General features: G+C 69.1%; 21 protein-coding genes. 11 read left to right on the top strand and 10 right to left on the bottom strand.

The features are described 5' to 3' along the window. Nucleotides 1-62 precede the first annotated feature (62 nt). Both gap and ACIQCZ_RS13530 read left to right on the top strand, forming a co-directional pair. On the top strand, nucleotides 63-1,061 hold the full coding sequence (gene gap / locus ACIQCZ_RS13535) for a type I glyceraldehyde-3-phosphate dehydrogenase (RefSeq protein WP_402282104.1): 999 nt from the start codon (nucleotides 63-65) through the stop codon (nucleotides 1,059-1,061). A 111-nt stretch (nucleotides 1,062-1,172) separates the two neighbouring features. Next, entirely contained in the window at nucleotides 1,173-1,295 is a 123-nt protein-coding gene (locus tag ACIQCZ_RS13530; protein WP_402282103.1) for a hypothetical protein, read from the top strand. Nucleotides 1,296-1,710: 415 nt separating this feature from the next. On the opposite strand, the gene ACIQCZ_RS13525 is transcribed toward ACIQCZ_RS13530, so the two are convergent. Beyond that, on the bottom strand, nucleotides 1,711-2,889 hold the full coding sequence (locus ACIQCZ_RS13525) for a GDSL-type esterase/lipase family protein (protein ID WP_402282102.1): 1,179 nt from the start codon (nucleotides 2,887-2,889) through the stop codon (nucleotides 1,711-1,713). A gap of 300 nt (nucleotides 2,890-3,189) precedes the next feature. On the opposite strand from ACIQCZ_RS13525, the gene ACIQCZ_RS13520 reads away from it, so the two are divergent. Next, nucleotides 3,190-3,681, top strand: a complete 492-nt coding sequence (locus tag ACIQCZ_RS13520) for an FBP domain-containing protein (protein WP_402282100.1) — start codon at nucleotides 3,190-3,192, stop codon at nucleotides 3,679-3,681. Beyond that, on the top strand, nucleotides 3,678-3,908 hold the full coding sequence (locus tag ACIQCZ_RS13515; protein ID WP_402282099.1) for a hypothetical protein: 231 nt from the start codon (nucleotides 3,678-3,680) through the stop codon (nucleotides 3,906-3,908). The genes ACIQCZ_RS13520 and ACIQCZ_RS13515 overlap by 4 nt, the downstream gene beginning before the upstream one ends. A gap of 269 nt (nucleotides 3,909-4,177) precedes the next feature. Here ACIQCZ_RS13515 and ACIQCZ_RS13510 read toward each other — a convergent pair whose 3' ends face one another. Beyond that, nucleotides 4,178-4,561, bottom strand: a complete 384-nt coding sequence (locus tag ACIQCZ_RS13510; RefSeq protein ID WP_402282096.1) for a hypothetical protein — start codon at nucleotides 4,559-4,561, stop codon at nucleotides 4,178-4,180. Between the two features lie 176 nt (nucleotides 4,562-4,737). After that, nucleotides 4,738-5,256, bottom strand: coding sequence for a GNAT family N-acetyltransferase (locus ACIQCZ_RS13505; RefSeq protein WP_402282095.1), 519 nt, complete (start codon nucleotides 5,254-5,256; stop codon nucleotides 4,738-4,740). Between the two features lie 143 nt (nucleotides 5,257-5,399). Here ACIQCZ_RS13505 and ACIQCZ_RS13500 point away from each other — a divergent pair, with 143 nt between their 5' ends. Continuing rightward, entirely contained in the window at nucleotides 5,400-6,113 is a 714-nt protein-coding gene (locus tag ACIQCZ_RS13500; RefSeq protein WP_402282093.1) for an ArsR/SmtB family transcription factor, read from the top strand. A gap of 60 nt (nucleotides 6,114-6,173) precedes the next feature. Here ACIQCZ_RS13500 and ACIQCZ_RS13495 read toward each other — a convergent pair whose 3' ends face one another. From ACIQCZ_RS13495 to ACIQCZ_RS13480, 4 genes are all read right to left on the bottom strand, one after another. Then, complete coding sequence (locus ACIQCZ_RS13495; protein WP_402282091.1) at nucleotides 6,174-6,680, bottom strand: DUF302 domain-containing protein; 507 nt, start codon at nucleotides 6,678-6,680, stop codon at nucleotides 6,174-6,176. Next, complete coding sequence (locus tag ACIQCZ_RS13490) at nucleotides 6,677-7,435, bottom strand: hypothetical protein (protein WP_402282089.1); 759 nt, start codon at nucleotides 7,433-7,435, stop codon at nucleotides 6,677-6,679. The genes ACIQCZ_RS13495 and ACIQCZ_RS13490 overlap by 4 nt, the downstream gene beginning before the upstream one ends. A gap of 68 nt (nucleotides 7,436-7,503) precedes the next feature. Next, a complete protein-coding gene (locus ACIQCZ_RS13485; RefSeq protein ID WP_402282087.1) occupies nucleotides 7,504-8,508 on the bottom strand; it encodes a zinc-binding dehydrogenase in 1,005 nt (334 codons plus the stop codon). A gap of 318 nt (nucleotides 8,509-8,826) precedes the next feature. Continuing rightward, nucleotides 8,827-9,756: an NAD(P)H-binding protein gene (locus tag ACIQCZ_RS13480; RefSeq protein ID WP_402282085.1), complete on the bottom strand. Its 930-nt coding sequence runs from the start codon at nucleotides 9,754-9,756 to the stop codon at nucleotides 8,827-8,829. 705 nt (nucleotides 9,757-10,461) lie between these two features. Here ACIQCZ_RS13480 and ACIQCZ_RS13475 point away from each other — a divergent pair. From ACIQCZ_RS13475 to ACIQCZ_RS13455, 5 genes are all read left to right on the top strand, one after another. Next, nucleotides 10,462-11,283, top strand: a complete 822-nt coding sequence (locus ACIQCZ_RS13475) for a hypothetical protein (RefSeq protein ID WP_402282083.1) — start codon at nucleotides 10,462-10,464, stop codon at nucleotides 11,281-11,283. Nucleotides 11,284-11,339: 56 nt separating this feature from the next. Continuing rightward, nucleotides 11,340-12,545, top strand: coding sequence for a nucleotidyl transferase AbiEii/AbiGii toxin family protein (locus tag ACIQCZ_RS13470; protein ID WP_402282082.1), 1,206 nt, complete (start codon nucleotides 11,340-11,342; stop codon nucleotides 12,543-12,545). A gap of 188 nt (nucleotides 12,546-12,733) precedes the next feature. Next, nucleotides 12,734-13,129 carry a GNAT family N-acetyltransferase gene (locus tag ACIQCZ_RS13465; protein ID WP_402282081.1) on the top strand — a complete coding sequence of 132 codons (396 nt, stop codon included), beginning with the start codon at nucleotides 12,734-12,736 and terminating at the stop codon, nucleotides 13,127-13,129. A gap of 200 nt (nucleotides 13,130-13,329) precedes the next feature. Then, complete coding sequence (locus tag ACIQCZ_RS13460) at nucleotides 13,330-13,632, top strand: hypothetical protein (protein WP_402282079.1); 303 nt, start codon at nucleotides 13,330-13,332, stop codon at nucleotides 13,630-13,632. Between the two features lie 534 nt (nucleotides 13,633-14,166). Continuing rightward, nucleotides 14,167-15,249, top strand: coding sequence for a PLP-dependent cysteine synthase family protein (locus ACIQCZ_RS13455; RefSeq protein ID WP_402282078.1), 1,083 nt, complete (start codon nucleotides 14,167-14,169; stop codon nucleotides 15,247-15,249). A 565-nt stretch (nucleotides 15,250-15,814) separates the two neighbouring features. On the opposite strand, the gene ACIQCZ_RS13450 is transcribed toward ACIQCZ_RS13455, so the two are convergent. Beyond that, complete coding sequence (locus tag ACIQCZ_RS13450; protein ID WP_402282076.1) at nucleotides 15,815-16,561, bottom strand: GNAT family N-acetyltransferase; 747 nt, start codon at nucleotides 16,559-16,561, stop codon at nucleotides 15,815-15,817. Nucleotides 16,562-17,032: 471 nt separating this feature from the next. Between ACIQCZ_RS13450 and ACIQCZ_RS13445 the strand changes: the two genes are divergently transcribed. Further along, the gene (locus ACIQCZ_RS13445) at nucleotides 17,033-17,443 is read left to right on the top strand and encodes a VOC family protein (RefSeq protein WP_402282075.1); all 411 of its coding nucleotides are present in this window, start codon (nucleotides 17,033-17,035) and stop codon (nucleotides 17,441-17,443) included. Nucleotides 17,444-17,905: 462 nt separating this feature from the next. On the opposite strand, the gene ACIQCZ_RS13440 is transcribed toward ACIQCZ_RS13445, so the two are convergent. Then, nucleotides 17,906-18,658: a hypothetical protein gene (locus ACIQCZ_RS13440; RefSeq protein ID WP_402282073.1), complete on the bottom strand. Its 753-nt coding sequence runs from the start codon at nucleotides 18,656-18,658 to the stop codon at nucleotides 17,906-17,908. A 309-nt stretch (nucleotides 18,659-18,967) separates the two neighbouring features. Beyond that, a complete protein-coding gene (locus tag ACIQCZ_RS13435) occupies nucleotides 18,968-22,273 on the bottom strand; it encodes a BTAD domain-containing putative transcriptional regulator (RefSeq protein WP_402282072.1) in 3,306 nt (1,101 codons plus the stop codon). Nucleotides 22,274-22,465 lie beyond the last annotated feature (192 nt).

The following is a 22,465-nucleotide window of genomic DNA, read 5'->3' as shown; positions in this document are numbered from 1 at the left end:
ACGCCGCTGTCACGGGCGGACGGTGCAAGCGAACCTGATGGCGAACGAAAGGGACACCACTCATGACTCGTATCGCCATCAACGGATTCGGACGCATCGGACGCAATGTGCTGCGCGCGCTGCTCGAACGCGACAGCGACCTCGATGTCGTCGCCGTGAACGACCTCACGGAGCCCGCCACCCTCGCGCGGCTGCTCGCGTACGACACCACGGCCGGCCGGCTCGGCCGCCCGGTGACCGTCGACGGAAACGTCCTTGTCGTCGACGGCCGTCGCATCACGGTGCTCGCCGAACGCGAACCGGCGCAGCTGCCGTGGGCCGAGCTCGGTGTCGACATCGTGCTCGAGGCGACCGGCCGCTTCACGTCGGCCGCGGCCGCCCGCGCCCACCTCGACGCAGGCGCGAAGAAGGTGCTCGTCGGTGCGCCGTCGGACGGCGCCGATGTCACGCTCGCGTTCGGGGTCAACACCGACGCGTACGACCCGGCCGTGCACACGATCATCTCGAACGCCTCGTGCACGACCAACGCGCTCGCACCGCTGGCCGCGGTACTGGACGAGCTCGCCGGCATAGAGCACGGCTTCATGACGACGGTGCACGCGTACACCCAGGAACAGAACCTGCAGGACGGCCCGCACCGTGACGCCCGCCGCGCCCGCGCCGCCGCTGTCAACATCGTGCCGACCACGACGGGCGCCGCGAAAGCGATCGGACTCGTACTGCCGAACCTCGATGGCAAACTGGCGGGCGATTCGATCCGCGTACCGGTTCCGGTGGGTTCGATCGTCGAACTCAACACGACCGTCGCCCGCGACGTGACGCGCGACGACGTGCTGGCGGCTTACCGCGCCGCAGCACAAGGGCCGCTCGCCGGTGTCCTCGAGTACTCGGACGACCCGCTCGTGTCCTCCGACATCACGGGCAATCCCGCCTCATCGATCTTCGACGCGGCCCTCACCCGCGTCGACGGCCGCCACATCAAGGTGGTCGCCTGGTACGACAACGAATGGGGCTTCTCGAACCGCGTGATCGACACACTCACGCTCATCGCCGCCCACTGACCGGACGCCAGGACACCTTCCACCTGCCCCAGGGCCTGGACCTCCTTCTGGATCGGGCCGGATCGACGAGCGGGGGCCCTGTGCCGCGGACGTGAGGCGGAGGAGGGAGTCATGGCGACCGGCGACAACGCGGCGAGGCGCGGCACCGGGCTCCGCGAGCCCGGCCTGACCCGGACGAACCACCCCGGCCGCGGCGAACGGCCGGCCCCCTCGCCCGTGCCCGCGGCGAGCTGACCGCGGCCACCGCCGACCGGACCGCGGTCTACGACGCTCGCCGAGCCGGGCGGGGACCGGTTGCCCCCGCGACCGGCCGGACGGGACGAATTGCCCGGCTTCGAGGCCGAGTGGCTGAGTACGCCGTGGCGCTCGGAGGCGCCGCTCGACGGCCCAAGGGCTGTCCGGTGATCCGCGGTGGATCAGCGCGTGGCGTCGGATGCGGTGCATCGCAAGGCGGAGGGGCGTCCGCATACCTGATGTATGTGGACGTTCCGACGACGCGGCGAGGTGCCGTAGCTGTCGTCGCGTGCCCGCCGGGGATTACGGGACAGCCCTTGGCTGCGCACGAACTCACCACAGCACTCGATGAGTTGTACGCCCCCGGGCCCTTTCCTCGCCCTCGGCGACGGCGAGGCGGAAGCCGACGGCATGATCAGTCGGCCGTGGCGGCGAAGGGGCCGTCGGCGCCGAAAGCGAGCCGCGCGAAGTTCTCGCCGATGCGGCGGTGTGCCGCGGGATCGGGATGGACCTCGTCCGGCAGCGGGAACTCGGCGTAGTCCGTCTCGCCGTACAGTTCGCGTCCGTCCAGGTAGTGCAGGTTCGGGTCGTCGGCCGCCCGCTGGTGGACGATCCTGGTGAGTGCGTCGCGGATGACGTTGAGCGTCAGGCGTCCGGCTGCGCGTTCGGCTGGATCGCCCGTGGCCTTGAACCGCAGGGTGCCGCCGCCGAAGTCGGGCGCGAGGGGGCCGGGGGTGTCCTCCTGGACCGGGCACAGGATGGGGGACACGACCAGCAGCGGCGTGGTCGGATGCCCCTCGCGGATGGTGTCGAGGAAGCCGTGGACCGCGGGGGTGAAGGCGCGCAGGCGCATCACGTCGGAGTTGACGACATTGATGCCGATCTTGAGGCTGATCAGGTCCGCGGGTGTGTCCCGCATCGCGCGGGCGGTGAACGGGTCGAGCAGTGCGCTGCCGCCGAACCCCATGTTGACCAGTTCCACTCCGCCCCGGGCGGCTGCCAGGGCCGGCCAGATGGCACTCGGGTGAGCGGCGTTCGAGCCGTGGCTGATGGAACTGCCGTGGTGCAGCCACACCCTGCGCCCGTTGTCCGGAGCCTGTTCGATGGAGGCGTTGGTGCGCAGCGCGATCAGCTCGGTGATCTCCGTGTGCGGGAGCCAGATCTCGATGTTCTTGTCACCTGTCGGCAGACCGTGGAAGCGGGCGGTGCCGGGAGGCCCTTCGGACAGCTCGGCGGACTGGGTGAGCATGTCTGTGACGGTGCGGACGTTACCGCCGGTCACCCTGGCCTGGGCGGCGAGAACGCCATCGACCAGCAGGTCGTACACGCCGTCCGCCGGGGCGGGGAACCCTTGGTAGACCCGCTTGGTGGGCAGCGTGTCGAGTTCAATCGCGGTGGCCCTGGTACGGAAGACCAATCGCACGCCGGAGGGCTGGGCCTCGGCCATGGCCAGTTGGCCGTCGGGGATCTGCCGGCGTGCCCGGGCGGGCAGCCGATGCGGCAGCAGACCGTGCGCGGTCGCCTCCACGTCGAGGAAGCCGCGCAGGATGTCCGCGGTGACAGGTGTGGTGATCCAGTGGTGCTCGGTATTCATGGCCCCTGCCTGTTGATCAAGAATTTCGGGATGTTCGTTTGCGCCGGGGCTCGGCGCGACGGACCGCCTCCGGCGGTGCCGCCCTCGTCCGGTCAGGGTGTGGCCCGGTTCCGTAGCAGAGCGTCGAGGGAATCGACGATCCAGGCCGCCATCGGGTCGAAACCGACCTCGCCCGCCAGTTCCGCACCCGCCCGGCAAGGCGTTCCGCGGTCAGCCCCACTCGAACCATAACCTTCCACCCATCCAGCGATATCGATTATGCATTTGCCTAAGAGCTTTAGGCAAATTAGCGTTTCGTTCATGAAGCCTCTGACTGAGCAAGAGATCCGCTCCGCGTTCGTGAACTGCACCAAGGGCGAGGCGAAGCGCCTGTCCGTCCCCCGCGACCTGGCCGAGCGGCCCTGGGCCGACCTGGACTTCCTCGGCTGGCGAGACCCCCAGGCCCCCGACCGCGCCTACCTCGCCATCGAACTGGACGGCCGACCGGTGGCGCTCGCACTGCGCTCCCCCGGCCCCGGCTCCTGGCAGCTGCGGCGCAGCATGTGCTCGATGTGCCTGACCACGCACACCGGCGGCGTCTCGCTGATGGTCGCCGCGAAGGCCGGCAAGGCCGGGCAACAGGGCAACTCCGTGGGGGCCTACATATGCAGCGACCTCGCCTGCTCGCTGTACGTGCGGGGCAAGAAGAACGCGGGCGCCGGCGCACGGCTCCACGAGTCACTCACCCTGGAGGAGAAGATCCGGCGGACCGTCGCGAACCTCGCCGTGTTCATCACCAAGATCACCACATGAAGCGTCCAGCCCGGCAGCCGACCGACGCGCGCCTGCTCGCCGGAATCGGCGCACCGGTGGCGGCCTGCTCCGATCTCGTCTTCGATCTTCACGTACGGCGCGGTCAGCAGGGTGTCCAGGTCGTCCGTCACACAACGCTCTTGGACGCCCTGTCTGCGTTCCCGGATGCGGAGCGCTCCGGCCGCCCCGGCCGGTCAACTGGAGGCGCTCAGCTCGAAAGCCTCTGACCTGCAGTGATTCTGGGAAGGGCAACGATCCGAGGGCTGCGCGAGCCTGTGTATCCGGTCGGCCCGCCAAGAGCCTGTCGGGTGGCCTCGGATCGGATGGCGGACGCGGTCCGGTGCGTGCGGTTCCGAGGCGCAGGAGGGTGTCGGAGGGGGTCTCCCCTGCTCGAACGCGGCTGAGAGCTCGGGGAAGGAGCGTCGGCGACCGACGACGACGCGGGAAGCGTGTGTGCCAGGGCGTGGCCGCCCGGCCTGAGGCCACCCGACAGGCCCTAAGCGGCTGCCGCGCGGAAGAGGGTCAGGAGGGCCTGGGCAGGCGGGGTGTCCGCGTCGAAGAACTGCGTGGTCATCGCGGGTGGCACGGCCGTGCCGTGCATGCGGACCTCGTGGCACCTAAAACAGAACGCCGCCTCGAACAGCGCCAGGTCGGGAGAGTCCTCGTACGCCCGGATGCTCCAGCCCGGTGAGAAGCCGCAGCGGTGCTGTTCGCTGCCGGGCAGGCCCTCGATCAAGGTCAGAGCATCGGCGGCCTCTGCCCCGGCCCAATGGGCGACCGCCCTGCCGGGGTAGGGGACGCCCCGCTCGGTCGGGAGGGCGGAGATCCTCACGACCTCGATCAGCACGGTGGCGGCAACGGCTTCGGCGGGGAGTTGCATGTGCGCAGTCTGCCCGCCGGGCCGGCCGCCGGCCAAGGCATGTCGCGAGAGGCAATCCGCCGCGCGAGAGCCCGGAGCACAGAGATCCGGCAGGCCGACTCCCTCGCTCGCGTGCCGACTGAAGCGGCCTCGCCGATCACACCGTCAGCATCGCGCATGACTCGTCCAACCCCGCGTCAGGCGACGTTCCTCCCGTCGCCTGATCGAACTCGGCTGTCTGTCTGTACGGCGAGCTCTTTGGTCATGAACACGCGGCCGGTACCCGGCGGATCACAGGGCACCTCCCCCAGACGCTTCCACCCTTGTTTCCGATAGAAGCCCGGGGCCTGGAAGGTGATCGTGTAGAGCACGGCCGCGCGGCAGCCGCGGGCACGGGCCTCGTCCTCGGCCCGCCGAAGGATCTCCCTGCCCAGCCCGCTGCCGCGCAGCTCCGGGGGCAGGAACACGAGGTCGACGAAGAACAGCCCGAGTGAGGTGCGCCCGGTCAGTCCGCCGATCACCTGGTGCGTCTTCGGATCACGGACCAGAACGGCCAGCGGCCTTCGGTCGTCGACTCCCGTCTTCTCGATGTTGAACCGGTCCAGCCCGTCGGAGAGCACCGCGACATCCGCAGGCGCGGGGACATCGGTGACCACGAGGTCGGTCCGGGGTTCGGGACGTGGTGACGCGCCGACGGGCGTGTCGGATGCGGGCATGGTTCCTCCAGTACGTAAGCGGAGGCGGTGCGGCCTCCGGTTCGGATGCAGGTGCGGGAACCCGGCGTTCCCTGCGCACCCGGCGACGTTACGGCGTGGACGCTTCGACGGACGTCGAACTGACATCGGCGACAATCGAGAACATGGACATTCAGCGCGCGGGTCAGGACGTGGGTGTGGACCTGGCGGCCGTGGCCAGGCTGCTGGCCGACGGGACCCGGGCCGCCTTCTGTCTGGCGCTGCTCGACGGCCGGGCGTGGACCGCGACCGAGCTCGCACGATATGCCGGGGTCGCACCGTCGACCGCGACGTCGCATCTGAACCTGCTCGTCGGCGGCGGAGTCCTCGTCGAGGAGCGGCACGGACGCCACCGTTACCTTCGGGTGGCCGACCGCACGGTGATCGAGTTGATCGAGAGTCTCGCCGCGCTGGCCCCGCAGCAAGCTGCCCGACCGAGCTCGCTGGCGGCCGCCGGCCGTCAGCAGGCACTGGCCCGTGCGCGGCTGTGTTACGACCACCTTGCCGGAGCCGTCGCGCTGGCGATCACCGACGCGATGGCCGAGCGCGGCCTGCTGGAGTGGGGTCCCGAGCCGGGACTGACCGGTGAGGGCGCAGCCTGGCTGGCCGAGATCGGCATCACGGTGCCGAGCGGATCGCGTCGCCCGCTGGTGCGCGCGTGCCTGGACTGGACCGAGCGCCGTCCCCACCTGGCCGGCGCGGTGGGTGCCGCCCTGTGCGCCCACGCACTCACGGCCGGATGGATCACACGGATCGGCACGACCCGTGCCCTCACCGTGACCCCCGCCGGCCGACGGGCATGGCACGACCACCTCGGCCTGCCGCCGGCTGACCTCTGACCCTTCGGCGGTCGTCACAGACGCGACGGACGCACGACGCCCGGACCCACGTCCTCGTGGTCACAGTTGGGGAGGCACGTCACCACCGAGGAGGGTGATCAGCCGGGCGAGGAGGGCGTCGAGTTCGCGGCCGACGTCGGCGATCCCCGGGTTGCCGTAGTCGGCGAACAGGAGACTGGGCTGTTCGACGGCGAGTTTCGTGTCGCCGTCGGGGTCCGCGTAGAGCAGGGTCCGAAGCGGTGCGTGCAGCATGACCGAAGGGTCGTGGCGGAACATGCGTTCAGCGATGGTGTGGTTGCCCATCAGATACTGCGTGGCCTTCCAGAGGGATGGCGATCCTGCCATGACGGCGGTGATGTCGCTGCGGAAGTAGCGCATGAACCCGTGCGGGGCGTTGATCTCGGCGAGCTCGAGCGTGGCCTGCCAGGAGGCCATCTGGAAGAAGCGGTCGAGATCGACCTCGGGGACAAGGGTTTCGTAGTGCTCGCGGGCCGCGTCGTAGGAGCGCGGGAGCGCCACGACGAGCCGCCGGGCGGGGTGGTCGATGACGGCGGATTCCATGGTCATGGTCGTGCCTGTTCGTCGCCGGAGTGAACGAGTTCGACGTCGTGGATGTCGAGCGTGATGGAAGGGAGGTTGAGGTTGACGCTGTTGTCGGGATTGCGACGGAAGACTCGTCGGCGCGTGGCCACGAGCAGACCGTCGAAGGTCTTGTGGCGGCTGGTGTAGTGGCCGACGAGTGTGCTGCCGTTGACTTCGGTGATGTAGTCCATGCGGCGCTGCACTCCGAGGGCGTCGAAGTAGAACACTTGGTCGGGGTTGTGCGTGGCGATCTCGGGCGGGAATCGCACCTGCAGGCGTCGCCAGGTCTGCCCGGCCTCGCGCCACGGTTCGATCTCGTGGACCCGCACGTCCGGATGGGTGAAGAGGAACGGGGTTGTGAAGTAGTTCCAGCACGCGTAGCCCAGGAAGTATCCGAGATGTGGAGCGTCCCAGGCGCTGTTGCGGAGCATTCCCTTGAAGCCGGCCCGTGCGGGTGCGAGGGTCTCGACCGGTTCGCCGTCGAGGGTCTGCATGGTGACGCTGTCGGCGGCGGCGTCGAAGACCATGCGCTGGTCGGGGCGGGTGAACGGGGTGAACACGATGTGCTCCCTGACCGTGTCGAGCGTCAGGATCTGGTCGAACGTCCTGTCCGGCGACCAGCCCTTCATCGCCCAGATCGGGCCGCCGATGGAGATGTCGACGTTCAGGCCACGCAGGGTGTCCCAGGTCTCCTGGCCGCCGGCGGTGGCGATTGCCAGATCGAGGAGTTCGTCACTCATGAGCCGGGTGCTTTCCGTCGCGAATGTGTATGCCGGTCACCGAATCCGGGGAGGCCTTCCGGCGGCCGTCAGGGGCGGACGAGAACGAGGCCGACCTTGCCGGGCCGTACCGCGTGCTCCACGGCGTCGGCCAGCTCGTCGAGGCCGTACGTGGCGGCCACCTCGAACTGGTCCTTGAGCTCCAGCGCGATCTGCTTCGCGGTGGCGACGTCGGACGCCCTCCTCTCGGCGGAGGCCTCGGACAGCCACCGGCCGATGTTCTTGCCCCGCAGCGTCAACGATTTGTTGAGCAGTGTCGACGTGTGCACCGCGATCGCCTCTTCGGCGATTTGCCCGTAACTGACGAGTTTCCCGCCCGGCGTCAACAGGTCCAGAAGGCTCTCTGCCAGCTTCCCGCCGATCGGGTCGAGGGCCACACCGATCGGGCGGCCGCCGGCTGCCTTGCGGACCTCCTCGGCCCAGCCCGAATCCTCTGTCGATACGACCGGCACGTCGGGGAACCGCTTGCGCAGCTCGGCAGCCCCGCGGTCGCTGCGGACGACGTTGACCAGTGCCAGGTTGTGAAATCGACATATCCCAGTCAGCAGCCGCCCGACCGACGAGCCCGCGGCGGTCTGCACCACAAGGCCGTCGTATCCGAAGGCCGGGTGCTCCTGCGCCTCACGGCGCAGCATCACCGCGGTGAGCGGGTTCGCGAGCATCTGCGCGGCGACCTCGTCCGACAACTCGTCCGGTACGGCGACGACCGTCTCGGCATCCGCCGTGATCCACTGGGACCACGCTCCCGGCTCGGGGAAGACCGTTACGCGGCCACCGACCTCGACCCCCGGGGCCAAGCGTGCTCCGCTGCCGATCGCCTCCACCACGCCGGTGGCCTCCAGGCCGGCCGGAACCGGCTGTGCAGCCTTCCCCGGGTAGGCTTCGACGGCCTGGAGGTCGCCGGGGTGTATCGAGAAGACCGTGGTGCGGATGAGGACCTGGCCGTGCCCTGGCGCTGTCGGCTCCGGCTCCTCGATCACGGTCAGGACGTCGGCAGGCGACCCTCCACGGGTGTGAACAACACGACGGTTCATGGTTCTTCTCCTGCGCGCTGGTACGTGTGGGTTCTGGCCCCGGCATCGACCGACGTCCGGCTGCGCCGGTTGTGCTCCGCGGAACACGGGTTTCGTAGGGCACGCAACCTGCGCCGTACGCGCGGTCCTTGCCGTCGGTTCGTGGTGATTGCCGACTCAAGCAGTTCGTCACTCACGGGCCGGGTCCTTTCGGGGGCGGTGTCGGCGTGAGAACTCGGTCCGGCGCGCGTTTGGCGGCCGGCCCCGTGCACGACGGCCCGTCGGCGCCTGCGACGGTCAGCCGTGACGCGCTCGGCATCGAACGACGAGGAGGTGGCTTCAGGGGCTGAACAGACCGGGGTTCTCGCGGACGTAATCGGCCACTCCCGAAGGAGGCCGTCCGGTGACCTGCTCAACCCCGTCCGCCTTGCGGTCGTAGCGATTCTCCGCGTGAAGGCGAGCCATGGTGGAGATGTGCTGGAAGACGTGGTCGGGCAGTCCCAACGGCCTGAGATCGTCGTCGATCCATTCCTGCAAGGGCACGTCGATGTAACCGACCTGTCGGCCCAGGGCTGCGGAGACCTCCGCCGCCATGGCGGCGACGTCCTCCGACCGCGGGCCGGTCAGCTCATAGATCCGGCCGACGTGCGGGGCGGGATCGGCCAGGATCTCCTCCACGACCGCGGCGACATCCCGGGCCGCCACAGGGGAGGTCTTCGCCCGGCCGAAGGGCAGCCTGATGCTTCCGTACTTCGCGATCGAGGAGAAGCCCACACGGAACAGCGGGTTCTCCATGAACACGGTGGGTCTGACCTGGACGACGGGCAGGCCCGACCAGCCGAGGACCTGCTCCACCAGCCACTGCTGCCGCTGCTGCGCGGACTCGGAGGTGCTGGTGAGGTGCATCTCGGAGACAGTCAGCTGCGACATGTTCACGAACACTTCCAGGGACCCGTACGCATGCGTCACGGCCGCCACCGTCATGGCGGCCTCCAGATACTGCGCCGACACGCCCATGCCGAAGTACATACGTCCACAACCGGCCAGGGCGTCGGCGACGTCGCCCGCGCGCGTCAGGTCGCCGACCACGGTCTCGGCGCCCGTCGCGCGCAGCGCCTCCGCCCGCTCGTCATCGCGGTGCACCATGGCCCGAACGGGCAGGCCCCGACGCCGAAGGCCTTCGACCACGGAGCGCCCGACGCCGCCGACACTGCCCGCCGCGCCTGTCACCAGAATGGGTAGCACACTGGCTTGCGGGGTGCGGTCCATAGGTGCAGCTTGTGACGCGTACGACCGCGGCGCAACCGGAGCCCGCCGAGCCGTAGCCGCTGCGACAACGGTCGGCTGTCGGCGACGGCGACGGGACGTACGACAGGGGCGTCCCGGAGCTCTGGTATGCATGCGACCCGGCCGCCGCCTCGGCTGTGCGCAACCGCTTCGCGGACGAGGCCGCCGGCATCGGCAACCTGCTCGTCACCGCGGATTTTCCCGGCATGCGCCTCGGGCGGATCATCACAGCCGACGGAGGACATCGTTTCGTCGCCGTGCGGCCGCAGGGTCGGCGTGATGTCCCCCAGAGTGGTTGTCGGGGGAACATATCGGCTGCAGGCATCTCGGCTTCGCATCGGTGCGGAGCCGGAGACCCGGCGGGTTCTCAGGCACGGACCCGGGCGGCGCCTTGAGTTGTGACGGTTTGCGTTCGTGGTGCTGTGTTCGCGTCCTGCCACTGCGATCGAGGCGAGGGCCTTGCGGGCCTGCCCGGCAGCTGAGGGGTGTCCCGTAACCCCTGGTGGAACAGCGCGCGACGTCGGATGCGGTGCATCGCAAGGCGGAGGAACGTCCGCACACTGGATGTATGCGGGCGTTGTATGCGGACGTCCCGACAACGCGGCGCGGTGCCGCGGCTGTCGTCGCGCGGGACAGCCCATGGGGAAGCCGGGGCCGTTGTCAGTGGGGCCGTCTATTGTGCCGGCCATGTCTGATGATCTACGGAACGACGGCCTGCGGGCCGAACCCACGGCTGCGGCAGAGTGGTTGCCGGACCCCGGGCCCCCGATGGCGCCGTCGGAGCCCGGGCCGCGGAGAGGGGAAGCCGCGTGCTGGGGAGCCCGCTCCCCATTCGTCGCCGACGGGCTCGACACCGGTGCCGGGGAGAAGCACTTCACCGGGGACTTCGAGACCCACCTGATGGTGCTTCTGCGCGAGCGGGAAGAACCGTCGTTGCTTCGCTTCGCGGAGCACAACGGGGTGAAGTACTCCCGAATCGTCCTGGACAGGGGGAAGACGCCGGACCAACCGATGCTCACCACCACCGGCCGTGGGACTCTGGCCCTGCAACGGGCCACTGCCGGACGGCGCGTGGAACAACTGCGCAGTGAGGGCTTCGAGGTCGCACGCGTGAAGATCGAGGCGGCACCATGGAACAAGGACGTGCCGCGGACAGCCCGGGAGGCTGCGGCGCTCCCGCCGCAGTGCTACTTCGAGCACCATGTGAAGCTGGCGCTGACCGATGTCGATCAGGTGGCGGTGGTGCGGGCGCTGTGCGAGCCCCACGCGGCGCACGTCTCCCGCAATGCCCGCCGTCCACTCAGCGGGGGCCGCCACGAGCGCTTCGTCACGCAACGCTGCCGACCGGTCGGCCGTCCTGCTGCTCGCGCGCGACTGGACGCCCTGCTGGCATCGCTCGCCGACGCGGGGTTCGCGGCCGTGGAGGTCGAGGAGGAGTTCGTGGTGCACGACGACAACCTCGCCATGGACGAAGGCTGGATGGTCACGGCCGGGAGCGGCGCCGCGTGACGAAGAGCAACCGGAACCGTCCGATTCTCCCCGCACCGAAGGAGGCGATCGAGGGCTTGGAATCTCCGTCGGAGGAGTTCGACCGCCGATCGCGTGCCGGTGAGCCTGAGTTCACGGACGCGGCGCAGGCCGTGCGCTGGCGGACCGCCCGCCGAGCGGCGATCGATCACGTGCTCGCACTGATCGCCGGATCCTGGTGGAGCGACAGTCTGGTATTGCGGGGCAGCTTGCCGCTGCAGGCATGGGCCGGCGAGCAGGCCCGGGAGCCGGCTGATCTCGACTGGGTGGTGGTTCGCGACATGCTCAACACGGGCTGGCAGTACGGAAACCTCATCGACCTGACCCGCACCTGGCCCGCCGTGGCGGACACGCTGGAGCCCGCTGACGATGCGCACGGCATTCAGGGGATCTGGGATGCGCGGCATCCGTCGTCGGACCTGAGGCGGCTGCTGGAGGCCGCCTCGGCGGATGGGGAAGCCGAGTCCTTGTACGGGGACCTGCTTGAGCGGATCAGGCAACGACCCGAGGCACCGGGCGGCGTGTTGCTCGACGCCGACCAGGCGTACGCGGAGTCGAGCGACGGAGGATGGTCCTACCACGGGCCGGGGGTGCGGCTGGAAGTTCCCTGGCGGGCGTCCGAGTTGCCGCCCGGCCGGATACGCGTGGACTTCGCCACCGACGACATGTTCTCCGATCCGCCGGAGTTTGCGGCCTTGCCGGTCGGCTGCGGCGAACCACCCGTCGTGGTCCAGACGGCCAGCCGGGAACTGTCGCTCGCCTGGAAGATCCTCTGGCTGCAAGTCGAGTCCGAGGAGGACGGCGGCGCCCAGGGCAAGGACCTCTACGACGCCGTCCTCCTGGCCGAGGACCGCCGTACCAGGCTGTCCACGAGCCTCCTCGATGACGTCCTGTCCGGCGGTTACGGCTGCGCCGGCGCCAATGGGATCGACCCGGACCGGATACGCCAATGGCCCATGGCATGGGCGCAGTTCCAAACCGAGTATCCCTGGGTGCAGGGGAGCGCGGAGGAATGGTCGTCCCGCTTGTCCGCGGCACTCACTTCGATGTTCTCGGTGGCGGTACCGACAACGGCCGATCTCGAGGTCGGTGATTCGGTGTCAATCTGCAGTGGTCCCTTCGCCACTCTCCAGGCGACTGTCGACGAGGTCGGTCCCCACTCGAAAAGGGTCAGGGTTATTGTCCATGCGTTCCACCGGGAGACCACGGTCGACCTCTCCTTCGACCAAGTGCGGAAGATTTGATGAGGTGGGCACCAGATGTGTTCCTGGCTCACGCCCAGGGCCGCGAGTTCCGGGTGACCGACGGGCTTCAAGGCAATGCCTCAAGCGCCAGATGTTCGGCCGCGCAGGATTCCAGTCTCTCCGCAGCCAGACTCTCCCGGCCCCGCAATCGGGTCGACGCCGGGCTCGGCCGGGACTTACGATCGAGCATGGCGATCAAGTACGTGTGGCGGGGCGACCTCGACAACACTTCCCTCAACGCGCTGCACGCCGACGGCTTCGGTCACCCGGTCGCTCGGACCGACTGGCGGGCACGACTCGAACGCCACAGCCTCGGCTGGGTCTGCGCCTGGGAAGACGGCTCCCTGATCGGCTTCGTCAACGTTGCCTGGGACGGCGGAGCCCATGCTTTCATCCTGGACACGGTGGTCGCTCAGCATCGCCGGGCAAAAGGAATCGGCGCCGGGCTCGTTGCGATCGCAGCGGACGAAGCCCGTGCCGCGAAGTGTGCGTGGCTTCACGTCGACTTCGAGGACCACTTGCGTCCGTTCTACTTCGATGCCTGTGGCTTCAAAGCGACGACAGCCGGACTGATCGCCCTTTAGCGCGCCGGCATCAGCCCTCGATCTCCTGCACACGACCAGGCGCGGAGTAACGGCATCCACTACGAACTCCGCCCGTCCTCAGCTGTCACGGAGCGTGGCCTCGCCACAGAAGTTTGCCCGTACGTGGCGGCCGGCGCGTCGTTGCTCGGCCGTGAGCACTCGGCCGGGAAGCACCCGATCGGCTGTCATATCCTTCTGCCGTGGCGAACCGGCGGCGGTCTATGGGTGATGTCTTCTGGGCTTGGGATCAGGCCCTGAGCGGGCAGCGGCGCCCGACTCGGATTCAGAAATGGGTGGCCCGACACCCGATCGGCGCCGGTTTCTGCGCGGCTGTTCCCTTCGCGCTTTTCGGCTTGTTGCTGTGGCGCGAGGAGGAGCCCGAGGATCCGCTGTTCGCTGTGGTCTTCGGGCTGCTCATGGGGCTTGTCTTCGGACTTACGGCCTTCTCGGAGCGGCTGCGGCAGGGCAGGCTCAAGCGTCTTGGCATAGGGGACGGGTCTTGACCACGGCCAGCCACTGGCGCCTACGCCCCCTTCAGACTTCGTGCGGGGAGGTGCGGGATCGCCGACCACGCATTTCGGACAGCTTCGTCACTCGGCCGGAGTCGTCGGAGCGGAGCCCCGCAAGGGCAGGCGGAGGGTAGGGATGTCGCGAAGCCCGAGGGACGAGTTCTTTCATGGCCCGGGTGGGATGTGCTTGAGCATCTTGTTCTATGGGTGGACGGCGGCCAGTAGCGGCACCGCGCCCTGGCTGAGAGTTGCCGCGACGCTGATGCTGGTGGCCTGGGTGATGTTGCTGGCGAGGCACCTTTTGCGACGGGCCCGTGGCCATAAGGCTTCTGGGCACCCGGATGAATCGGCCCCCTGAAAGACACCGAGGCCCGGGGAGGGCGGGCCCGCCGCCCATGAAGGAGGCAGGCCGCCAGGGTGGGACGGGAGCCGATGCGCGGTAGCCGGAACAGCGGCAGGTCTATGTCGCCATGATGACCGCTGGGCATGGCGGTCCGACTTGTGACGTACCTCCAGTAGGGTCCGGTCATGGCCATGGAACATCCCAACTCGTGGGCTGCCCAAGCGATACGACGGGTACGGTCAGACGACCTGAGTCGGACACCGACGCCCCTGCGTCCGCTTCGGCTACCCGCGATCCGGGACGTCGAGATCTACGTCAAGGACGAGTCCGCGCATCCCACCGGAAGCATGAAGTACCGCCTGGTGCGGGCCATGTTCTGTGAGGCGATAGCCAGCGGCGCCATCAGGGCGGATACGCCGGTAGTCGCTGCTACGGGCGGGGCGGTTGCCATCGCCGGAGCCCACTTCGCGAGACTGCTGGGTCTGGTGTTCACCGCCGTCGTACCGGCGAAGACCTCTGTGGACGTCCTGGCCAGGATCGAACGGGAGGGCGGCCGGTGGCAGGTGGGTGAGCAGCCGCCGGCCGCGGTGCAGGGAGAGGCGAGGGCGTTGGCCGAGCGGCTCGGTGGCCACTTCCTTGACCATTTCACCGACGCGGGGCGAGCGGTGGCCGGGTGGGGTGAGCCGACGATCGCCGACGAGATCTTCGTGCAACTGAGCGGGGAGCCGCACCCCATCCCCAAGTGGATCGTCACCGGTGCGGGAACGGGGGCGACCTCGGCAGCGGTGGGGCGCCACCTGCGGCAACACGGTCATCCGACTCGGCTGGCCGTGGTGGACCCGGAGAACTCCGCCTATTTCCCCGCGTGGGCGAGCGGGTGTGGCGACTACACCACGGGAATGCCCTCGCGGATACCCGGCATCGGTCGCCCACGCGTCGAGCCCGGCTTCCTGCCGACGGTGGTCGATCTGGTGATCCCGGTGCCGGACGCGGCGTCCCTTGCAGCCCTGCGGTGGCTTCGCACTGCTGCCGGGATCGCAGCCGGACCGGCGACCGGCACCAACTTCTGGGGGACGTGCCACCTCGTGGCACGGATGCGCGAGGCGGGGACGCCGGGCAGCATCGTCACCATCATCGGCGACACCGCTGATCCGTACCAGAACACCCACCTCGACACGGCGTGGGTGCGTGCGCGAGGCCTCGACCCCACACCCTACGAGGCCGAGATCGAGCGGTTCGCCCGCACCGGGGAGTGGCCGGCCGGGTAGCGGCCCGCGTGACGGCCGGGCACGGATGCGCCTCGGGCCTCTGTCCCGACCGGATTGGATGAGACGGCGACTGGCTTCGGTGAGAACGGTCACGTGAGCGATCCGGAGTCCGGCCTCACCGGATCCTGGTGACGCGTGGTCCGGCAGCTCACATGACATGCGCGCTTCCTGTCGGCGAGAGTCGGCGAGAGTCGGCGAGATCTTTCACGGAATGTGTGCCACAACCACCACTGATCGTGCCGGTCTTCCCGTTGGCGCGCAGCAGGCGATCGGTCGCCCGGGCCTCCGGGACGGGCGCCGGTTCCGCCGGGCCGCCCCAGGAACTGGCGGACCGGCGGAGCGCGGCGGACCGGCTCGGCAACGACGTACCCGATTCCCCGCACCCACGACCTGACGTGGTCGCACCGGCGCGGGCACCACCAAGCCATATCGCCACGCTCCCCCTACGGGAAAAGAGGCATTGCAGGAAACGAAATCCCACCGGCGTACCGGATCACCGGCCCATCGGCGGCGTCCCGGACGTTCGTCGGACTCGACTGCCTTGAAGGCGCCGTGGTCCCGATCCCTATGGCACCACGACAGTCAGCGATGTGTCAGTCACCTGGAAGCCGAGCTTCTCGTAGACGCGGCGGGCCGGATTCGCATCACTCACGACAAGCGAGACCTCGGCCAGCCCGTCGGCCGCAGCCACACCGAGCACCCGACGCAACAGATCGGCACCGAGGCCCTTGTAACGGGCTTCGGGGCGACGGAATACGTCCGCGATCCACGGCAGTCCGTCACGGTCGGTGAGGATCGCCCCAGCGACAACGCGGTCCGTCTCGTCCACCACCAGGGCACTGCATGGAAGGACCGGCCCGAGGACGGAGCCCGCCAGCATCGGTTTCAGGAGCTCGTTCAGGGCTTCTTCGTCGCTGCCACGGTGATGGTCTGGATGACCGGCAGGAAAGGCGGCTCGCCACGCCGGGAACACGGCGTCGGCATCACGGTCGCAAGGGACTGCCCGCAGTCCCTCGCCCAAGACCCGCGACGACCAGTCGGTCGGCGGCGGGCATCCGACCAGGTCCCGCCGCATCTCGTGGGCGTGTCTCATCACCCGTGCACCACGGCGCAGCAGTTGCTCGCCGAGATCCACAGATCCCGAGACCGCCCATCCGGACATGCCGGAGACGATGGTCTCCACGGGGTCGGGGCCGACCACTTCGGCCAGGTCCGCCCACGGGTGCCCCTCGCGAACACCCTGCAGATAGGTCAGGACCGGCACACCCTGCCGATTGGTCAGGGTCTGGCGCTGCTCGTCGTTCTCAGTCACTCGTCATCCTTGATAGACCGCATGTACCTCGGTGCGGCATTCTCCTGTTCCGCATTCGCCGCGGCAACAGAATTTCGCAGCTCACACGCCTGTACGACAGCTCGTCCCAGCAGTACGGGATCGAAGCAGTGGAATGCCCGCCCGGCACCACCGATGCCCTCCTGGGTACCGACGACGAAAACCTCGACGAATACGTACGGACCACCGCGTTCTGCGCGGCCTGACCCCTTCGCACCGCGACCGCCGGGCCCGGAATCACGCACACCCGACCGTTGGCGCGCGGGCCCCGCCCACCCGAGGGCTGTCCCGTAACCCCTGGCGGGCGCACGACGACAGCTACGGCACCTCGCCGCGTTGTCGGAAGGTCCGCATACATCCAGTACGCAGCATCTCTCCGCCTCGCGATGCACCGCATCCGACGCCGCGCGCTGCTCCACCAGGGACTACGGGGCAGCCCTTAGCATGATCTCCATGGACATCACCATTCACACGAGCGTTCTTCCGCACGACGACCCGGACGCGTCCCTGGCCTTCTACCGCGACGTCCTCGGCTTCGAGGTCCGCAGCGATGTCGGACAGGGCAAGATGCGCTGGATCACGGTCGGCCCCGCCGGACAGCCCGACACGTCCATCCTCCTGGCACCACCGGCCGTCGACCCCGGGGTCACCGAGGACGAGCGCCGCACCATCACCGAGATGATGGCCAAGGGCACCTACGGCTGGATCCTGCTGGCCACCCGGGATCTCGACGGCACCTTCGAAAGGGTCCAGGACGGCAACGCCGAGGTCGTCCAGGAGCCGACCGAGCAGCCCTATGGCATCCGCGACTGCGCCTTCCGCGACCCCGCGGGCAACCTGGTCCGCATCCAGGAACTGCGCTGAGCCGCCCAACGGCCCCTGCTTCACCTCCGAGCAACTCCTCGGCCTGCCCGCCCGGCTCGCCCACCCCGGCGGACCGTGGCACCGCCACCGAGCACCTCGCCGCCCACCCCGCCGTGCAGGCCCGGGTGCTCACGGGCATCGAGGACGAGAACCTCTCTTCATGTATCGCCCCTCGTGGGGACGCGCACGTACAGCGGCACAACGCCTGAACGACCTCAAGCGACTGCGCCGCGTCCGCGACCGGCTTGACGCCCACAGCGTCCACCAACCCGGTCACCCTCCACCCGGCCGGCCTCACGACCGACGAGTCACCACCAGGGCGCGCTCCGCCCGGTCCCCCGGTCGGGTCCCGGCCGAACAGCACGTGCCGTCACCGGCAGCCGAACCCGTCGGCTGCAGAGCCCACCGGCTCGCGACATCCCGGTGGCAGCCGACCGGGCGTGGCCCCGCCCACCATCCGGTTCACCGATACGCCCGGCCCCGCACATAGGCGATGACGAGGGCAACAGCGGTGACCGCGCACGCCAGCATGCCGAAGGCCAGGAAGGCGTAACCCGCTTCGCTGATACCGGGTTCGGAGGTCTGTATCGCAGTCATGCCGTCGCCGACGGAGATCCGGTGTTCCTTGTCCGGGTGGGCGACGATGTAGAGGACCATGGCGGCAACGGCCGCCACGCACAACACCGCCCCGGCCAGCGGCCAGGCGCCCGCTCTGCCGTACCAGGGGACCTTGGGGACCAGAGCGACATGCGGGCACCGCGTCAGCAGCGCAAGCCCCAGCTCAGCAGGGCGCTCGGCCATCCCGTCCGCCCGGAGCCGTCGGCCGTCGTCCAAGCCGATCACGCAACGGTGTCCGTTCCCCAGCCGGGCTGCGATCGCGTTCACGGATTCGCCATCGACGTGGAGCGAGGTGACACGGTCCCAGGACCAGCCCGACACTCCGCGCCGGGACCCGTGGACCAGCCCGCCCTCCCGCACCTCGAAGTACTCCCCCGGCTCGCCGCGCACCGCCCGGACGATCTGGGTCACCGCCACACCCGCGGCGCCCAGCGCCACACCGAGCAACAGCCCGATCGCCTTGTTGCTGCCGACCGACCCGTCGCCTGTCGCGGATATGCCCCACACGCCCAGCCAGCCGCAGGGGACGGCAATGAGCAGGGCCCAGCCCGCGTTCACCCACCGCTTCCGGTGGTCGACCGCGTGACGGCTGACCACGGGGCCGAGCTCCTCGAAAGCGTTTGCTCCCTCGTTTTCCATCACTGCGCAAGTCAAACACCAGGCGTGTCCGGCCTCAAGATCTCGGCCATACGGATCGGTTGCTCTCGATCGGAAGGGCTCGGAGGGCCTCGGAGAGCTTCGGAGGACCTCGGGATCACGGGCTGCGCTCACGCGGCTGGAGCGCCCCCTTGTCCGGCGCCCCGGCGATGAGATCTGCGTGTCCGATCGGTCCACGAACAGGCCGGTGGCGAAATCGCTTGCCCGTTGCGCCGGTTGACAAGGTTGTCACGGCGCCGGGCAGATCACTCATGCCGTCCCGGCGGAACAGGGCGTCGAGTCCTTCCCCGACCGCGAACCGAGACGTGCCTGGATCCGGTCGACGTCGGGTACGTCCAGTCGCCTGGCGATCACGAGGGAGAGCGACAGCCAGTCGGAACCGTTGCCCGCCGCGCCCTGCGCCCGCAGACTCCGGTCGAGTCCCTCAAGGGCGAGCATCTCGTCGTACGGCGACTCGATGGCACGTGCCAGTTCGAGTGCCTGCTCATGGCACTCGCGGGCCTCGGACGCGAAGGCGACACCGTCGGCCGCCAGGCAGACCGCGCCGAGGATGTTGAGGGCTTCCGCCTCGCCCCCTCGGTCCTTGAGCTCGCGGCACAGGTCCACGCTCGCGCGAGCATTCTTCATCGCGATGCCGTGGGCTCCGCTCGCCGACTGCGTCTCGGCCAGATGCATGAGGACGTGAGCCCGTCCCATACGGCTGCCGAGTTCGTGACAAATGGTGAGGGCTTCGTCGAGGTCTCTCTCAGCCGCTTCGAGTCGTCCCGCGCTGAACCCGACCCGGCCCAGGTACATGAGGGCGTTGGCCTGGCCGAGCCTGGCACCCAATGCGCGGAACATGCCGAGCGCCTGCTCGATGCATTCCGCGGCCTCCTCGTACTCTCCCCTCAGCCGCAGTACGTCACCGAGGTCGGCCAGGGTATTGCCCTGGCCGTAGCGGTTGTCGAGGATGCGATAGCTCACGAGGGCCTCACGGTGGGCGTCGACGGCTCCCGCGTAGCGTCCGGCGGACTTGTGCAGATCACCGAGAGCCGTGAGGGCATTCGCCCGGCCGAGGCGGTTTCCAGAAGCACCGTGCAGCTCCAGCGCGTGTTCGAGGCTCTCGGCGGCCTCGGCGTAACGCCCGGTCAGTTGCTGCACATGGCCGATGTCGACGAGCACATGAGCCATGCCGCGTGTGTCGCCCACGTCGCGGAAGAGCCGCAGCGCCCGCTGATACATGTCGTCGGCCTCCTCATATCTCCCGGTCACCCGAAGGACACTCGCCAGATCACCGAACGCGATGGCTTGGCCGTGGCTGTCCGGGAGACCGTCGAAGCGCTCCAGCGCCTGCACGAGGTTCGCCTCGGACTGTTCGTACCGGCCCATCACACGATGGATCACCGCCATGTTCCGCAATGCCGTCGCCTGCCCCAGCAGATCCCCGGCGGCGAGAGCGCATTCCAGTGCGGTCCCGTGCAGGGCGAGTGCTTCGCTCCAGTGTCCGTGAGTACGCAGGAACTCCTTCATCGCGGCGGGAAGATGCATGGCGTGAGTGCGGTGACCGTGGCGCGCCGCGTACTCGACCGCCGCCTGGAGGTTGGCGTACTCGGCGCGCATCCAGGCGGTCGCGCGATCAGCATCGGGAACATCGGGGATCTCCGGTTGCAGGCTGGTCACATAGCGCGGCTCGGGGCTGTTGTAGCGGTTGAAGAAGTGGGCGGCCCGGGTCGCGGCGTGGAGGTAGTAGTCCAACTGCCTCTCCAGTGCCTCGTGCACGGCACGGGTTCCGGCCTCGCACGCGAGCGTACGGGCGTACTCACGGACGAGGTCGTGCATGCGGTAGCGGCCACGGGCCGTTTCCTCGATGAGGTGATGCTCCTCGATCTCCTCAAGCATGCGGCGGGCGTCCGACACCCCGGTGTCCTGCAGTGCGGCGGCCCCGTAGGCGTCGACGTCGACGCCCGGCTGCATCCCGAGATGCCGGAACAGCTTCTGGCGATCCGCCGGAAGGTCTCGATAGGAGAGCTGAAACGCGGCGGCGACAGAGGTGTGTTCGGTGGACAGGCCGCTCAGTTGTCCGTTCGGGTCGCTCAGGTCGGCCACCACGTCGGCAGCGGTCCAGGTGGGGTGATGGCGCAGGCGTGCGGCGGTGAGCTGAAGCGCCAGAGGGAGGTAGCCGCACAGTCGGCCGAGTTCGGCGATCGGGAGGTCACCGGTGTCGAGATCGGCTCGTCCGGCCTTCGCGACGAGCAATTGCACCGCGCGTTCGGGCTGCAGGACTTCCAGGGTGAGCGGCACGACGTCCTCGAGGGCGGTCAGCCTCCGGCGACTGGTTATCAGCACGAGCGAGGAACCGGTGCCGGGCAGGAGAGGCTCGATCTGTTCACTGCTGCAGGCGTCGTCGAGCAGGATGAGCATGCGGCGGTCGGCCAGATCGCTGCGCCACAGACCGGCGCGGGCCTCCAGGCCGCCCGGGATACGCTGAGGGTCCTCACCGAGGGCGAGCAACAGGGTGGTGAGGGCGTCGGCCGGGTCGACGGGGGGCGTGCCCGGTGTGTGTGCGTGCAGCGGGAGGAAGATCTGGCCGTCGGGGAAGTCCTTGCGCAGACGGTGGGCCGCGTGGACGGCGAACGCTGTCTTGCCCACACCGGGCATGCCGTCGACGGCGTGGATGTTGATCACGCCCGAGGGTCCCTCGGAGCGGCTGCGTACCGCGGCTGTCAGCAGGTGGAGTTCGTCGTCACGGCCGGTGAAGGACGCGATGTCCCGTGGCAGTTCCGTGGGCACGGTGGGGGTGACGGGCGTGCCTCCCGCCGGGGGTTGGGGCGTGGTGCGGCCGGAGTCGTCGAGTATGTGCTGGTAGGCCGTGCGGGCTTCGGGCCCCGGCTCGACACCGAGGTCGTCGACAAGGGTGCGACGCAGCCGGTGGTACACGTCCAGGGCCGCGGCCTGCTGGCCGGTGCGGTGGAGAGCCAGCATCAGCTGGCTGTGGAAGGACTCCCGGAAAGGGAATTCGGCTGCCAGGCGACGAAGTTCGGGCAGAAGGCCGTCGTGCCGGCCGCGCTGCAGCTCCGCGTGGTTCCGCCACTCCAGGGCCTGCAGCCGGGCCTCCTGCCACTCGTCGACGTGGGCGTAGGCCGTCTCCGCAGCTGCGGGCAGGTCGCTCAGAGGAGTGCCGCGCCAGAGACCGAGGGCGGCTTCGGCCTCGCGCGCCACATTGTCCCAGTCGCTCTCCAGACGTGAGACGCGAGCTGCCTCGACCCTCCGGGTGAAGACATCGATGTCCAGCTCGCCCTCACCGACGTGGAGGAGGATTCCATGACGCGGGGCCTGGACACGAGCCTCCTCCCCCAAGGCGCGGCGCAGACGGCTCAGATGGTTGTGCAGGGAAGCGCGGGCGGTGGCCGGTGGCCGCGCGCCCCACAGGACTGTTTCGAGACGGTCGTGGGAGACGACACGGTTCGGCGTGAGCAACAGGACTGCCAGGAGGGTCCGGGCCTTGAGGGACCCCGGTGTCCGGTCGGTCCCGTGCTCGTCGTGGACCGTCAGCGGGCCGAGGAGTCCGAATCTCACGTTTTTCCCCCTGTGTCGAGCTCTTCCGGCTGTTACCGGACCGCGTCGCTCCGTCCGCGTGGGCTGCATCGTAGCTCCGCGTCGACGTACTGACGTGGGGTTTCGTCGGGCCCCCACATTCCCTCTCGTGCCCCCGACGTCCCCGGATGAAGGGAGGTTGGCGTTCTGTTGGAGAGCTGTTGACCGGGTGGG

Source organism: Streptomyces sp. NPDC093149, from assembly GCF_044754145.1.
In the GTDB taxonomy this organism is placed as follows: Bacteria; Actinomycetota; Actinomycetes; order Streptomycetales; family Streptomycetaceae; genus Streptomyces.
The sequence above is the reverse complement of the archived record's forward strand: the minus strand, read 5'-3'. Positions and strand labels throughout refer to the sequence as shown.

What these genes read in the sequence shown, in the direction of transcription:
- gap (WP_402282104.1), top strand. Translation starts at nt 63, where the DNA reads ATGACTCGTATCGCCATCAACGGATTCGGACGCATCGGACGCAATGTG.
- ACIQCZ_RS13530 (WP_402282103.1), top strand. Translation starts at nt 1,173, where the DNA reads ATGGCGACCGGCGACAACGCGGCGAGGCGCGGCACCGGGCTCCGCGAG.
- ACIQCZ_RS13525 (WP_402282102.1), bottom strand. Translation starts at nt 2,889, where the DNA reads ATGAATACCGAGCACCACTGGATCACCACACCTGTCACCGCGGACATC.
- ACIQCZ_RS13520 (WP_402282100.1), top strand. Translation starts at nt 3,190, where the DNA reads ATGAAGCCTCTGACTGAGCAAGAGATCCGCTCCGCGTTCGTGAACTGC.
- ACIQCZ_RS13515 (WP_402282099.1), top strand. Translation starts at nt 3,678, where the DNA reads ATGAAGCGTCCAGCCCGGCAGCCGACCGACGCGCGCCTGCTCGCCGGA.
- ACIQCZ_RS13510 (WP_402282096.1), bottom strand. Translation starts at nt 4,561, where the DNA reads ATGCAACTCCCCGCCGAAGCCGTTGCCGCCACCGTGCTGATCGAGGTC.
- ACIQCZ_RS13505 (WP_402282095.1), bottom strand. Translation starts at nt 5,256, where the DNA reads ATGCCCGCATCCGACACGCCCGTCGGCGCGTCACCACGTCCCGAACCC.
- ACIQCZ_RS13500 (WP_402282093.1), top strand. Translation starts at nt 5,400, where the DNA reads ATGGACATTCAGCGCGCGGGTCAGGACGTGGGTGTGGACCTGGCGGCC.
- ACIQCZ_RS13495 (WP_402282091.1), bottom strand. Translation starts at nt 6,680, where the DNA reads ATGACCATGGAATCCGCCGTCATCGACCACCCCGCCCGGCGGCTCGTC.
- ACIQCZ_RS13490 (WP_402282089.1), bottom strand. Translation starts at nt 7,435, where the DNA reads ATGAGTGACGAACTCCTCGATCTGGCAATCGCCACCGCCGGCGGCCAG.
- ACIQCZ_RS13485 (WP_402282087.1), bottom strand. Translation starts at nt 8,508, where the DNA reads ATGAACCGTCGTGTTGTTCACACCCGTGGAGGGTCGCCTGCCGACGTC.
- ACIQCZ_RS13480 (WP_402282085.1), bottom strand. Translation starts at nt 9,756, where the DNA reads ATGGACCGCACCCCGCAAGCCAGTGTGCTACCCATTCTGGTGACAGGC.
- ACIQCZ_RS13475 (WP_402282083.1), top strand. Translation starts at nt 10,462, where the DNA reads ATGTCTGATGATCTACGGAACGACGGCCTGCGGGCCGAACCCACGGCT.
- ACIQCZ_RS13465 (WP_402282081.1), top strand. Translation starts at nt 12,734, where the DNA reads ATGGCGATCAAGTACGTGTGGCGGGGCGACCTCGACAACACTTCCCTC.
- ACIQCZ_RS13455 (WP_402282078.1), top strand. Translation starts at nt 14,167, where the DNA reads ATGGCCATGGAACATCCCAACTCGTGGGCTGCCCAAGCGATACGACGG.
- ACIQCZ_RS13445 (WP_402282075.1), top strand. Translation starts at nt 17,033, where the DNA reads ATGGACATCACCATTCACACGAGCGTTCTTCCGCACGACGACCCGGAC.